We start from the raw sequence: 12921 nt of genomic DNA, 5'->3' as shown, positions 1-12921 counted from the left end.
CGACGCGGCCTGCGCGAGCGCAGGCGGAAGGATAGAGGGTATGCAGCTTCGCACCGACCTCCGCAACGTCGCCATCATCGCTCACGTCGACCACGGCAAGACCACCCTGGTCGACGCCATGTTGCGGCAGGCCGGGGCGTACGGCGCCCGGGGCGAGAACACCGAACGGGTGATGGACTCGGGTGACCTGGAGCGGGAAAAGGGCATCACGATCCTCGCCAAGAACACCGGCGTGCGCTACCTGCCGGCGGACGGCTCCGACCCGGTCACCATCAACATCATCGACACCCCCGGCCACGCCGACTTCGGTGGCGAGGTGGAGCGCGGCCTCACCATGGTCGACGGCGTCGTGCTGCTCGTCGACGCCAGCGAGGGCCCGCTGCCGCAGACCCGCTTCGTGCTCCGCAAGGCGCTGCGGGCCCGGATGCCGATCATCCTGGTGATCAACAAGGTGGACCGGCCCGACGCCCGGATCAAGGAGGTCGTGGACGACACCTACGAGCTCTTCCTCGACCTGGACGCCGACGAGGAGCAGATCGACTTCCCGATCGTCTACGCCTGCGCGCGCGACGGCATCGCCTCGCTGACCCAGCCGGCCGACGGCTCGGTGCCCGACGACAGCACCTCCCTCGAACCACTGTTCCGCACCCTGCTGGACACCATCCCGGCACCCGCGTACGAGGACGGCGCCCCGCTGCAGGCGCACGTAACCAACCTCGACGCCTCGCCGTTCCTCGGCCGGCTGGCGCTGTGCCGGGTCCGCCAGGGCACCATCAACAAGGGTCAGACGGTGGCCTGGTGCCGCACCGACGGCAGCACCCAGCGGGTCCGCATCTCCGAGATGCTGATGACCGAGGGCCTGGAGCGCAAGCCGGCCGAGACCGCCGGCCCGGGCGACATCATCGCCGTCGCCGGCATCCCGGAGATCATGATCGGTGAGACCCTCGCGGACGTCGAGAACCCGGTCGCGCTGCCGCTGATCACCGTCGACGAGCCGGCCATCTCGATGACCATCGGCACCAACACCTCGCCGCTGGTCGGCCGGGTCAAGGGCTCCAAGGTCACCGCGCGGATGGTCAAGGACCGGCTCGACAAGGAGCTGATCGGCAACGTGTCGCTGCGGGTCCTGCCCACCGAGCGGCCGGACGCCTGGGAGGTGCAGGGCCGCGGCGAGCTGGCGCTGGCCATCCTGGTCGAGCAGATGCGCCGGGAGAGCTACGAGCTGACCGTCGGCAAGCCGCAGGTGGTCACCAAGGAGATCGACGGCAAGACCTGCGAGCCGGTCGAGCGGCTGACCATCGACGCCCCGGAGGAGTACCTGGGCGCGATCACCCAGCTCCTCGCCACCCGCAAGGGCCGGATGGAGCAGCTGGTCAACCACGGCACCGGCTGGATCCGGATGGAGTGGCTGGTCCCGGCGCGCGGCCTGATCGGCTTCCGCACCGAGTTCCTCACCGACACCCGGGGCACCGGCATCCTGCACCACGTCTTCGAGTCGTACGAGCCGTGGTTCGGCGAGCTGCGCACCCGCAACAACGGCTCGCTGGTCGCCGACCGGGCCGGCGCGGTCACCGCCTTCGCGATGATCAACCTGCAGGAGCGCGGTCAGCTCTTCGTCGACCCGACCACCGAGGTGTACGAGGGCATGATCGTCGGCGAGAATTCCCGCTCCGACGACATGGACGTCAACATCACCAAGGAGAAGAAGCTCACCAACATGCGGGCGTCGACCTCCGACGAGACCGAGAAGCTGATCCCGCCGCGCAAGCTCTCGCTGGAGCAGGCACTGGAGTTCTGCCGCGAGGACGAGTGCGTCGAGGTCACCCCGACCGCGGTGCGCATCCGCAAGGTGGTGCTCGACCAGCAGCAGCGGGGCCGCGCCGCCGCCCGCCGCAAGCACGCCGGCTGACCCCACCGGCACCCGGCACCGGGCGCGTCGGCCGCTTGCGGCCGGCGCGCCCGTCTGCTTACCCCCGACGGGCACCCGAGCCCGCCCACCCGTGATCCGCTACGGTCACCGGCATGACCTGGGACGATCTCGACGCCCACCTGGACCAGGTGCCCGGCACCGTCTCGGCGTACGTGGGCCGACTCGACGCGCCGCCGACCTGGACCCGCCACCCGGACGCCGCCCACTACGCCGCGAGCACCATGAAGGTGGCGGTGCTCGCCGCGCTGCACCGCGCCGCCGAAGCCGGCGACCTGGACCTGGACGCCCCGGTTCCGGTGGTCAACGAGTTCGACTCCGCCCAACCCGGAACGCCCCGCTTCTCCTGCGCACAGCCCTACGACAACGACGACGCGGTCTGGGACCGCCTGGGCGGGACGGCACCGCTGCGGTGGCTGGCCGACCGGATGATCGTGCGCTCCAGCAACCTGGCCACCAACCTGGTCATCGGGCACGTCGGGCTGCCCGCACTGGCCGAGGTGTGGGCGTCGACCGGTGCCCGCAACAGCGTGACGGGTCGCGGCATCGAGGACTTCGCCGCCCGCGAGGCCGGCATCACCAACACGGTCACCGCCGCCGACCTGGCCGCGCTGCTCGGCGCGCTCGCCTCCGGCGCCAGCACCCCCGGCCCACTCGCCTCGCCCGCCGCGTGCACCGCCATGCTGGACGTCCTGTTCGCCCAGGAGCATCGCGAGGACCTGGCCGCCGGTCTGCCCGAGGGCACCCGCATCGCGCACAAGAACGGCTGGGTACGCGGAGTCCGGCACGGCGCCGGCGTGGTGCTGCCCGACGACGCCCCGCCGTACCTGATCGCCGTCTGCACCACCACGGACCCGGACGACGGGGTCGAGGACGACGCCTGCCAGCTGATCGCGGACATCTCCGCGCGCGTCTGGGCCGCCCGCCACCGGCTCTGACCCGCGACCCGCCGAGCCCGGCTACGCTCTCCGCACCCCACCCCGGAGCCGCCGATGCCTCGCAGTCGCTTCGTCCTGGTCCTCTTCCTCGTCGTGACGGCGGTCAACCTGCTGGCCGTCGCCGCCGGCGGCGGCCTGGCCTTCCTGCTGACCAAACCGCTGCTGATGCCGCTGCTCGCCGGGTACCTCTGGTGGGCCGCCGCCGAACGCGCGGCCCGGCCGGACCGGCTGATGCTCACGGCACTGGCCTTCGCCACCGGCGGCGACGTGGCCCTGATGATCGACGGCACCGGCTGGTTCCTCGCCGGCATGGCCTGCTTCCTCGGCACGCACCTCTGCTACGTCGCCGCGTTCACCCGGCACGGCATCGCGACCGCGCTGCGTCGTCCGCCGCTGATCGCGGTCCCACTGGGCTACGCGGTGCTGACCGTCGTCGCGCTGACCTGGATGTGGGAAGGGCTCACCGACGCCGGACTGGCCGTGCCGGTGGCCGTCTACGCGCTCGCGCTGGCCGCGATGGCCAGCACCGCCGCCACCCAGGGCTGGCGGGTCGGGCTCGGCGCCGCGCTGTTCCTCGGCTCGGACCTGTTGATCGCCGCCGGGGTGGCCGGCGTGGCCCAGCCACCTGGCGAACCGGTGCTGGTGATGGCCACCTACGCGGCCGGTCAGGCGCTGATCGTCCTCGGCCGGGCCGCCCGCGTCGGCACACCGCCGGGCGCTCCGGTCACTCCAGCAGTCGCGCCCGCAGCGCCCTGACGTCGCCGTCGGTCAGCCCCAACCCGTCCCGCAGGTACGCGTCGAACGAGCCGTGCACCCGACGTACCTCGTCGTAACCGGCGTCGAGGTACTCGGCGCGGACCTCCAACACCGGCAACACCGCGTCGACGTCCAGGTCGGGCTGCCGCCGTCGCATCGCCTCGACGATCACCGCGCGCAGGCTGTCGGTCAGCTCGTTGTTGCGCAGGTAGTCGGCGCGGATCGCCGCCTCGTCCACTCCGAGCGCCGTCAACAGGATGACGGTCAGCCAACCGGTGCGATCCTTGCCGGCGGAGCAGTGGTAGACCATCGGCAGGTTCTCCGGCTGGGCGGCCAGCCGGACCGCCTCGGCGAAGCCGGCCCGGGCCGACTCCCCGGTGACGAACCACCGGTAGATGGCCGCCATCGCCCCCGCCGTCCCCTGCCGGGCCAGCTCCGCGTACGCGTCCAGGTCGTGGCCGAGCAGCACCGCCGAGACGTACGTGAACACGGGGTGCTCCGGGTCGTGCACCGGCAGGCACACCACCCGTGGCTCACCGGCGAGCCGGTCCGCGGGGGCGACCGCGATCTCCGAACCGTCCCGGAGGTCGACGACGCACGCCGGCCCCAGCTTCGCGAGCACCGGCAGGTCCTCGTCGGTGAGCCGACCCAACGCGGGAGTACGGATCAACTGCCCCACCCGGACCCGCCGCCCGTCCGCGCCGACGAGCCCGCCCAGCTCGCGCGCGTTCGGTGCGCCCACCAGCTCCCAGCCCTGCCCGGTCATCCGGTCTCCCCTCCCGCGGTGCGCCTGCGTATAGGGTGCCGCACATGACGATCTCGGAGGTACGCACCCACCGGGTTTCCGCCCCCTTACACACCCCGTTCGTCACCGCGCTGCGTCGGGCCACCACAGTGGACACGCTGGTCGTGGAACTGGTCGACTCCGACGGCCGGTCCGGCTTCGGCGAGGCGCCCCAGGTCTGGCAGGTCACCGGCGCGTCGGTCGCCGGCGCGGGAGCCTGCGTCCGCGAGATGCTCGGCCCGCAGCTGATCGGTCGTGACCCGGACGACCTGGTGACCCGCTGCGCCGAGGTGCAGCGCGCCGTGGCCGGCAACGAGTCGGCGAAGGCAGCGGTGGACGTCGCGCTGCACGACCTCGCCGCCCGGCGACTGGGCGTACCCCTGGTGCGGTTGCTCGGGGGCACCACGCTGCGGGTGCCGACGGACGTCACGCTGGCGGCGGGCGACGCGGTGGACCTGGCGGCGGCGGCCCGGCAGCGGCAGGCCGACGGGTTCGGCGTGCTCAAGCTGAAGGTCGGCACCGACGCGAGCGGCGACGTGGACCGGGTGCGGGCCGTCCGCGCGGCGGTCGGGCCGGGGATCCGGATCCGGCTGGACGCCAACCAGGGTTGGACACCCCGGGAGGCGGTCCGGGTGATTCGGGGCATCGAGGACTCCGGGCTCGACGTGGAGTTGGTCGAGCAGCCGGTGGCCCGCTGGGACCTGGACGGGCTGGCCTGGGTCAGCGACCGGGTGTCCGTGCCGATCCTGGCCGACGAGGCGGTCTTCGGGGTCCGTGACCTGGTGGAGGTGATCCGCCGTCGGGCCGCCGACCTGGTCAACGTCAAGTTGGCCAAGTGTGGCGGGCTGCACCCGGCGCGGACCATCCTCGACCTGGCCACCGCCCACGGTCTCGGCACGGTGGTCGGCTCGATGATGGAGAGTCAGGTCGGCATCGGGGCGGCGGCGAGCCTGGTCGCCGCGTACGGCACCACAGCCGTCCCCGACCTGGACGCCGCCTGGTGGCTGGCCTGGTCGCCGGTGCAGGGTGGCATCCGGTACGAAGGGGCGACCGTGGTGCTGCCGAACGCCCCCGGCCTGGGCATCTCCGGCCTTGCTGAAGCAAAGGTGCAGACACGTGGTTGATGATCGTTGGTTTCTTTCATAGGGTTTCTCCTGGACGGCCGACACGATCTGGGGGTTGACGTGGAGCTGCAACCGGGCCGCGAGGCGGTCATCCGGGTCGCGGTGGCGACGCTGTGGACCTCCCCCGAGGCGGTCCGCCCGGTCGACCGCCCGGCACTGACCGCCCGCGCCGACATCCTGGCCTGGGTCGCCGGGATGAACACCGACCAGCAGGTCGGCGACTGCGTGCTGAGCCAACTCCTGCTCGGTGAGCGGGTCCTCGTCAGCGAGCTACGGCCGGACGGCTGGGCCCGGGTCGTCGCCGTCGAGCAGCCCGCCGCCAAGCTCGACCCGCGCGGCTACCCGGGATGGCTCCCCGTCGAGCAACTGACCCCCGTCGACCCGACCGCCGCCGGCACCGAACCGCCGCTGGTCGTGGACACCACGGTCACCGGGCTGCACGCCGCCCCGGGCGGTCCGGTGGTGCTGCCCGGCGTCGTCGTCGGCACCCGCCTCGTCCCGGCCGGCCCCGCACGCGACGACTGGCGGCCGGTACACGTCCCTGGCCAGGCCACGCCGCTCTGGCTGCCCGACGACCACCTCGTCGTGACCTCTGCCGCCGCGCCGACCCCCGCGGAGGCGCTCGCGGTGGCGCAGCGGCTGCTGGACGTGATCTACATCTGGGGTGGCCTCTCCGCGCACGGCATCGACTGCTCCGGGCTCGTGCACCTGGCCTGGCGGCGGCTCGGGGTGCTGCTACCCCGTGACGCCGACGACCAGGCCGCCGCCACCACCCCGCTGACGTTGGGCGCGGAACGCCCCGGCGACCTCTACTTCTTCGCCCGCCCCGGAAGCAAGATCCATCACATCGGCATCGTCACCGCCACGCCGGGCAACGGCGGCGAGCGGCGGATGCTGCACGCCTGCTACCGACGCCGGCGGGTCATCGAGGAGCCACTACCGGCCGACCGGACCGCCACCCTGGTGTGCGCGCACCGGGTCTGACCGGCCGGGCGCGTGTCCGCACCCGGCCGGTGACCGGTCAGCGTCGGGCGTCGACCAACTCACGGCGTCGGTCCCGCGAGGACTTGATCAGGCTTGCGGCCGTGGCGATGCCCAGGGTGCCGATGATGACCAGCAGCGACAGCCAGATCGGGATGTGCGGCGCCCAACCGACGTGCTCGCCACCGTTGACGAACGGCAGGTTGTTGTCGGCCAACGCCTCCAGCACCAGCTTGACCCCGATGAAGCCGAGCACGACGGCCAGGCCGTAGCTCAGGTAGATCAACCGGTCGAGCAGGCCGCCGAGCAGGAAGTAGAGCTGCCGGAGGCCCATCAGCGCGAAGACGTTCGCGGTGAAGACCAGGTACGGCTCCTGGGTGATGCCGAAGATCGCCGGGATCGAGTCCAGGGCGAAGATCAGGTCGGTGGTGCCGATCGCGATCATCACGATCAGCATCGGGGTGAACAGCCGCTTGCCAGCCACATGGGTGGTGAGCTTCGCGCCGTCGTAGTCCTTCGAGATCGGCAGCGCCTTGCGGCTCCACCGGATCAGCACGTTCTCCGAGAACTCGTCCTCGTCCGGCTCACCCTGCCGGGCCAGGTTCACCGCGGTGTAGATCAGGAACGCGCCGAAGATGTAGAAGACCCAGGAGAACTGCGTGATCAGCGCCGCACCGGCGGCGATGAACCCACCGCGCATCACCAGTGCCAGCACGATGCCGACGAGCAGGACCTTCTGCTGGTACTGCCGGGGCACCCCGAAGCGGGCCATGATGATCACGAAGACGAAGAGGTTGTCCACCGAGAGGCTGTACTCGGTGAGCCAACCGGTGTAGAACTGCCCGGCCGCGCTGGCCCCGGAGGTCAACCAGACCCCGGCGCCGAAGAGCAGGGCGAGACCGACGTAGAAGCCGACCCAGAGGCTCGACTCCCGCACACTCGGCTCGTGCGGGCGCCGACCAATGATCAACAGGTCGACGAGCAGGACCGCAGTCAGCGCGACAAGCGTCCCCGCCCACACCAATCCGGACACGTCCAACGTTCATTCCTCCGGCAGACACGCGGCGTCGGGCACACCGTACGCCCCCGGAGGGGCCGGTGTACCGCTGTCGCTCACTCTGGTGACTGTCGGAGGTCTCTTCCGCCGCCACCCGTGACCGGAAGGCGACCTACGGGGCCGGGTCGGGTCGCCGTGGTTCCGACGATCGACCGTGCTGACGACTCCGTTGCGGGGGAATACTCCCCTCCTCGGTGACCATTGTTGCCCACCACACGCCGTAATCACACCCCGGGCGGTGGGTGGCGCCGGACACGCGGCACACCCCGTATGTGTCCTAGGAGGCTAGTGCAGTTCGGGTGCGGCTATCGGGTCGGCGAGCGACCAGCCGGCGGCGAGCAGGTCGTCGCAGGCCCGCACCGCCCGCGCCAGCCGCTCGGCGTGCGTCCCGGCCAGCTCCACCACGGGAACCCCGCACCCCGCCAACTCGGTACGGAACCGCTCGGTCATCCAGGCCCGCAGATGCTCGCCGTCGCGGAGCCCGTCGTCGGTGAAGGGCACCCCCAGGTGGTCCGTGAGCAGATACAACGCCGGCCGGCGGGCCGCCGCCCGGACCTCCGGCGACGCGCTGCCCAGGTAACGCTCCTCCCACACCGCCGTGGCCCGCGCGTCGGTGTCGCAGATCAGCAGCGGGGCGCTCGTCCGGGCCGCCGCGTCCTCGGCGGCCTGCTGCTCGCGGACCACCGTGCGGAAGTCGTCCCGGTCCCAGGTGACGTCGAAGACGCTCGCCTGCGGGGCGCGCTCCCGCAACCGGGCCAGCTTGCGGGCGGTCAACTCCCGCCCGAACTCCGGCACCCAGGGCGTGCCGTAGTGCGCCGCGAGCGCCTCGGCCATCGTGGTGGTGCCGGTCGACTCGGCGCCGACCACCACCACCCGCCGAACGAACCAGGCCCGCACCGGCGGGCTCAACCACCGCCAGTGACCCGCTGGGTCCGCGCGGACGGCCGTGCCGGACACCGGCACGGTCCGCCGATCCGGATCCACCGACACGGGTACGGCGTCGAAGCGCCGAGCCAACTCGACGCCGTACGCCTCCGAGGAGAACACCGCGTCCACCCGCCGCGAACCGACCGCCGCCCGGAACACCGCACAGTGCGCGTCCCAGACGGCCGGGTCGTCGTAGTCGACGGGGTGGTCGTCGTACCGCCCGACGAAGCGGACCCACGGCGTGTCCGCGTGCGCCTCCCGCAGCCAGTCCAGTCGCAACGGGAGCGGGATGGACTCCCGACGCGAGGGCGCCACGACGACGGTGACCTCCGCGCAGCGGGCGGCGGCGGCCCCGATCAGCGCGTGGTGCCCGGCGTGCGGCGGGTAGAACTTGCCCACCACCATCCCGTGCCCGAACTCGGGGGCCAGCGCCGGCTGGCCGGGCATCGGGGCACGGCGCGGTGCCTGCGGGCCGCTCACGCGATGACCGGTGTCGGGCCGGGCGGAACCGGGGTCGGCGGGTCGACCCGACGCAGGTCCGCCCGCCAGGCCCGCAGACCGAGCACGCACAGGGCGAGGAAGACCAGGTAGAGGACGGCAGTCAGGTGCAGCCCCTTGTACGCGTACAACGGGATGTAGATCAGGTCGGCGGCGATCCACAGCCACCAGCTCTCCACCCGCTTGCGGGTCTGCCCGTAGGTGGCCAGCAGGGACAGCGCGGTGGTCAACGCGTCCGGCAGCGGCACGGTCGAGTCGGTGGCCCGGTCCAGCAGGACCCACAGACCGGCGGTGAGCAGCGCGCCGACGACGGCCAGCGCCAGCCACTCCCCCCGCCCGGTACGGCTCACCGTGAGTCGGCTCCGCCGCTCGCCGCCGAACAACCAGTGCCACCAGCCATAACAGCCGAGCACGACGTACACGACCTGGAGCCCGGCGTCGGCGTACAGGCCGGCGGTCCAGAACAGCAGCATGAGCAGCAGTACGTTGGCGATGCCGATCGGCCAGTTGGCGATCTTCTGCCGGGCCACCAACCACACGTTGAGCACACCTGTCGCGAACCCCAACAGTTCCGCCCAGGTGGTGCCCGTACCGGCCACCCGGAACGCGGTGCCGGTGAGCCAATCGATGATCACGATGCCACCCTAGGGGCACCGCCCACGCCGGAACAGACCCCGGAACACCACCGGCCCCGACCGCCGTGGGAGGCTTTGCGACATGGTGCTCGAAGTCGCGCTGATCGACGTACTACCCGGACACGAGGATGCGTTCGCCGCCGCGTACGCCGAGGGTCACCCGGTGCTCGCCGGGGCGACCGGCTGCCGGTCCGTGCGGATGACGCGGGGCATCGAATCCCCGACCCGCTTCGTGCTGCTCGTCGAATGGGACTCGGTCGAGGCCCACGAGGACAACTTCCGGGCCACCGAACGCTTCGAGCGGTGGCGTGCGTTGATCGGGCCGCACTTCGCCGGGCCGCCCGTGGTCGAGCACTTCCTCGACGTACCCGCCTGAGCGCCGCTGTCGTAGCCGAGGGTTGCTGTCGTAGCCGAGGGTTGCTGTCGTACCCCGCGGTTATCGTGCCCGCGCACGCGCCGGCCGCCGGTCCCGACGGGCTCGGGGGCGCCGGGCCCGGTGGCCGCGCGGCGCGACCCCTACTCGCCGACGCGGCGGGCCAGCACGGTGATCGTCTCCTCCGGTGACAACGCCGCCGCCAACAGCGCCTCGGTCATCCGCTGGTAACGGTCGACGTCGAGCACGGTGGCCAGCCGGACGTCGGTGGTCAACGCCTCGAGCATCACCGTCCGCGGGTCCGCCGGGTCCGGGAAGGCATAGCAGGAGTACGGCGTGAGTGGGTGCAGCCCGCCGCCAGCCGCCCCGCGGGGCAGCAGCCGCACCGTGACGTGCGACAGCCCGGTCACGGCCACCAGGTGCCGCAACTGTTCCCGCCAGACCGCCTCCGGCAGGTCGCCCGGGTCGCAGACCGCCTCGGCGAGCACCGCCGTGTAGCGCGGCGGGTACGCCCGCCGCAACACCTCCTGCCGCAGCGCCCGGGCGCGCACCTCGGCCTCCACGTCCACCTCGGGCGTGAGCTGTGCGCCGGCGGTGACCAGCACCCGGGCGTACGCGGGCGTCTGAAGCAGCCCCGGCACGACCGACGGCTGGTACTCGACGATGTCGGCGGCACCCGCCTCCAACTCGGCGTAGGTGCGTTGCCGCTCACTCATCTCGCCCAGGGTCTTCCACCAACCGCGGCTGGTCGCCGCGTCCCGGGCGATCACGATCAGCGCCTCGCGGGCGGGTGAGGGCACCTTGTAGATGTCCAGCAGATCGAGCACGTCGGCGAGGTCAGGACGGCTCTGACCCAACTCGATGCGGGACAACTTCGACGTCGAGGCCCAGCCCAGCCGGTCGCAGACCTGCTCCAGGGTCAGCGCCTCGCGCCGGCGTAGCTGGCGCAACTCTGCGCCGAGACGTGCACGTCGAATGACAGGACTCGTTGGCAGCGGCATCCCGGCCTCCCCACCGAGGGAGAGTACGCAGGACGATCACCCAGTGCAATAGTTTGCTCGCGCACCGCAATCAGGGCATTCGGGGTCGCCGCCGATCCCGACCGGCGGCACCGACGGTAACCACTGGTCGACAGGGGTTTCCCCCCGGGCGGTGGCGTCCTGGCCTGATCCCCGCGCCACGCGTTCGCGGGGTGCCGAGGAGGCACTACCACCGGCTGTCGCTGTGGAGCTGATGTCGCAAACGATTCGGCCGTCAGCGGAGCCCGGCCGAGGAACGAACGAGGCCCGGTCGAGGGACGGCCGCCTGGCGTCACCGATACGTGGCCGTGATGCCACGAACGATTCAGCGCCAAAGGTTCCTACCGACACCCCCATTGTCCGGCGGCTGGCGGCTGGCGGCTGGCGGCTGGCGGCTGGCGGCTGGCGGGGCATTCTGCCCGCGTGCGTGCCGCTGCCATTGGCTCAGGGGCGGTAGGTGCCGAACGCCCAGACGTTGCCGGCCAGGTCGCGGGCGGCGTAGTCGCGTGAGCCGTAGTCGGTGTCGAACGGCTCCCGGATGATCTCGGCACCGGCCGCGCGAGCCTGGGCGCAGTGGGCATCGACGTCCGGCACCGCCACGTAGACCGACCAGTCGTCGTCGGCCGGCCGAGGTGCGGTGTCGGCTTGTCCACCCAACATGATCATGCCGGTATCGAGGACGAGCTCGGCGTGCGCGACCGAGCCGTCCGGTGTCTCGTGCACGACGTGCGTCTGGAAACCGAAGGCAGAGCAGAGCCAGTCGATCGCGGCGCGGGGATCGGGGTAACGGAAGATCGGATAGACAGTTCGCATGAGCTGATTGTGCGGCCGACGATTCAGGTCTGGATTGGACGAACGTGACCTCGGCAGATCGACCCGCCGAGGTGTGTCAGCACGCCGAGGTGTGTCAGCACGCCGCCGTCCGGGAGGCGAGCAGTGCGGTCGGGGTGGCCCCGGCGAACTCGCGGAAGTCCCGGATCAGGTGCGACTGGTCGTAGTAGCCGCAGCGCACCGCCACCGCGGCCCAGTCGACCAGCCTTCCCGCACCGGGCAGAGCCGCAGCAGGCCCGGCCTGCTCGACGCCCGCCGGCGGCCCGCAACCCGGCCCACCCATGGCACTCGGCCCGACGTTCAGGCCGAAGTCGCTCAACGCCGAATACGCCTGCTGGAAACGCAGCAATCGGGCGGCCGTCTTGGGCGGCAGACCCACCTCCTGCCGGAACCGGGACGCGAGATGCCGTCGGCTCCAGCCCAACTCATCGGCCAGCTCACCGACCCTCCCTCGCCCACCGCTGGCGACAAGCCACTGCCACGCCCAGTCGAGGCGGGCGTCCACCGGCGGGGACGCCGCCAGCCGGGCACCGAGCACCCTGTCGAGCAGGACGAAGCGCTCCGCCCAACCGGGCGCCTCGGCGAGGCGGTCGCGCAGTCGCGCCAGCCAACCCCCCGGAAGCTGCCCGACGCCGACCGCCCGATTGGTCAACTCGCTCAGCGGCAGGCCGAGAAGCCGGCGAGCGGCCAGTGGGGCGAGCAGTAGCTCGACGCCCTCCCCCACGCCCAGCGTGCGGGTCGTGCACCAACCGTCGAAGGTGCCGGCCACGAACGAGTCGACCTGCGTGACACCACGCTCCGCGCTGCGCGGGTCGGTCACGTCCAGTGGAGCACCCCAACCCAGGATCAGCACCACGAAGATGCCCGCCGACTCCCGGCGGACCAGTGGGAGGTCCGCTCGCTCCCGATAGCCCACGTACCGGTCCACGAACGGACGTAGGCGGACATCGGGCCGCCCGGCGACCATCTCGTCGGCCGGTGCCACCTCCGTCAAACCCTGACCACCCTTCGCGTTGGGCTGCCCGCGCGCCGAGCGAGGCGGCCCGACCAACCTTGGTGTGCCGGGCCGTC

At 72.0% G+C, this 12921-nt stretch carries 13 protein-coding genes; 6 read left to right on the top strand and 7 right to left on the bottom strand.

The window, feature by feature from the left end; genetic code table 11:
* The first annotated feature begins 40 nt into the window (after positions 1-40).
* From typA to ABGB10_RS27810, 3 genes are all read left to right on the top strand, one after another.
* Positions 41-1909: a translational GTPase TypA gene (typA, locus tag ABGB10_RS27820; RefSeq protein ID WP_347663961.1), complete on the top strand. Its 1869-nt coding sequence runs from the start codon at positions 41-43 to the stop codon at positions 1907-1909.
* A 113-nt stretch (positions 1910-2022) separates the two neighbouring features.
* Positions 2023-2865: a serine hydrolase gene (locus ABGB10_RS27815; protein ID WP_347663960.1), complete on the top strand. Its 843-nt coding sequence runs from the start codon at positions 2023-2025 to the stop codon at positions 2863-2865.
* Between the two features lie 54 nt (positions 2866-2919).
* Entirely contained in the window at positions 2920-3621 is a 702-nt protein-coding gene (locus ABGB10_RS27810; RefSeq protein ID WP_347663959.1) for a lysoplasmalogenase, read from the top strand.
* On the opposite strand, the gene ABGB10_RS27805 is transcribed toward ABGB10_RS27810, so the two are convergent.
* Entirely contained in the window at positions 3590-4387 is a 798-nt protein-coding gene (locus ABGB10_RS27805; protein ID WP_347663958.1) for a tyrosine-protein phosphatase, read from the bottom strand. The genes ABGB10_RS27810 and ABGB10_RS27805 overlap by 32 nt on opposite strands.
* 44 nt (positions 4388-4431) lie before the next feature.
* On the opposite strand from ABGB10_RS27805, the gene ABGB10_RS27800 reads away from it, so the two are divergent.
* Positions 4432-5529, top strand: a complete 1098-nt coding sequence (locus ABGB10_RS27800; protein WP_347663957.1) for a dipeptide epimerase — start codon at positions 4432-4434, stop codon at positions 5527-5529.
* A gap of 60 nt (positions 5530-5589) precedes the next feature.
* Positions 5590-6513, top strand: a complete 924-nt coding sequence (locus ABGB10_RS27795; protein ID WP_347663956.1) for an NlpC/P60 family protein — start codon at positions 5590-5592, stop codon at positions 6511-6513.
* 37 nt (positions 6514-6550) lie between these two features.
* Here ABGB10_RS27795 and ABGB10_RS27790 read toward each other — a convergent pair whose 3' ends face one another.
* From ABGB10_RS27790 to pnuC, 3 genes are all read right to left on the bottom strand, one after another.
* Positions 6551-7549 (bottom strand): TerC family protein, encoded by a 999-nt coding sequence (locus ABGB10_RS27790; protein WP_347663955.1) that lies wholly within the window; start codon positions 7547-7549, stop codon positions 6551-6553.
* 303 nt (positions 7550-7852) lie between these two features.
* Entirely contained in the window at positions 7853-8974 is a 1122-nt protein-coding gene (locus ABGB10_RS27785; RefSeq protein WP_347663954.1) for an AAA family ATPase, read from the bottom strand.
* Positions 8971-9627: a nicotinamide riboside transporter PnuC gene (gene pnuC, locus ABGB10_RS27780; protein ID WP_347663953.1), complete on the bottom strand. Its 657-nt coding sequence runs from the start codon at positions 9625-9627 to the stop codon at positions 8971-8973. Before pnuC ends, ABGB10_RS27785 begins: the two co-directional genes overlap by 4 nt.
* Positions 9628-9709: 82 nt before the next feature.
* Here pnuC and ABGB10_RS27775 point away from each other — a divergent pair, with 82 nt between their 5' ends.
* Positions 9710-10003: an antibiotic biosynthesis monooxygenase family protein gene (locus ABGB10_RS27775; protein WP_269683177.1), complete on the top strand. Its 294-nt coding sequence runs from the start codon at positions 9710-9712 to the stop codon at positions 10001-10003.
* Between the two features lie 140 nt (positions 10004-10143).
* Here the strand turns inward: ABGB10_RS27775 and ABGB10_RS27770 are convergent, their stop codons facing one another.
* The 3 genes from ABGB10_RS27770 to ABGB10_RS27760 all read right to left on the bottom strand — a co-directional run bounded on the left by ABGB10_RS27770 (position 10144) and on the right by ABGB10_RS27760 (position 12835).
* Positions 10144-11001, bottom strand: coding sequence for a helix-turn-helix transcriptional regulator (locus tag ABGB10_RS27770; RefSeq protein WP_347663952.1), 858 nt, complete (start codon positions 10999-11001; stop codon positions 10144-10146).
* A gap of 462 nt (positions 11002-11463) precedes the next feature.
* Positions 11464-11832 carry a VOC family protein gene (locus ABGB10_RS27765; RefSeq protein WP_347663951.1) on the bottom strand — a complete coding sequence of 123 codons (369 nt, stop codon included), beginning with the start codon at positions 11830-11832 and terminating at the stop codon, positions 11464-11466.
* A 94-nt stretch (positions 11833-11926) separates the two neighbouring features.
* On the bottom strand, positions 11927-12835 hold the full coding sequence (locus tag ABGB10_RS27760; RefSeq protein ID WP_347664007.1) for an AraC family transcriptional regulator: 909 nt from the start codon (positions 12833-12835) through the stop codon (positions 11927-11929).
* Positions 12836-12921: the final 86 nt, after the last annotated feature.

Origin of the sequence: Micromonospora sp. B9E7, from assembly GCF_039871815.1 — a bacterium.
GTDB lineage: Bacteria > Actinomycetota > Actinomycetes > Mycobacteriales > Micromonosporaceae > Micromonospora.
This window is presented reverse-complemented; position numbering and strand designations above follow the sequence as displayed.

Bases quoted from the DNA above. Each gene is read 5' to 3' on its own strand.
- typA (WP_347663961.1), top strand. From the start codon at position 41: ATGCAGCTTCGCACCGACCTCCGCAACGTCGCCATCATCGCTCACGTC.
- ABGB10_RS27815 (WP_347663960.1), top strand. From the start codon at position 2,023: ATGACCTGGGACGATCTCGACGCCCACCTGGACCAGGTGCCCGGCACC.
- ABGB10_RS27810 (WP_347663959.1), top strand. From the start codon at position 2,920: ATGCCTCGCAGTCGCTTCGTCCTGGTCCTCTTCCTCGTCGTGACGGCG.
- ABGB10_RS27805 (WP_347663958.1), bottom strand. From the start codon at position 4,387: ATGACCGGGCAGGGCTGGGAGCTGGTGGGCGCACCGAACGCGCGCGAG.
- ABGB10_RS27800 (WP_347663957.1), top strand. From the start codon at position 4,432: ATGACGATCTCGGAGGTACGCACCCACCGGGTTTCCGCCCCCTTACAC.
- ABGB10_RS27775 (WP_269683177.1), top strand. From the start codon at position 9,710: ATGGTGCTCGAAGTCGCGCTGATCGACGTACTACCCGGACACGAGGAT.
- ABGB10_RS27770 (WP_347663952.1), bottom strand. From the start codon at position 11,001: ATGCCGCTGCCAACGAGTCCTGTCATTCGACGTGCACGTCTCGGCGCA.
- ABGB10_RS27765 (WP_347663951.1), bottom strand. From the start codon at position 11,832: ATGCGAACTGTCTATCCGATCTTCCGTTACCCCGATCCCCGCGCCGCG.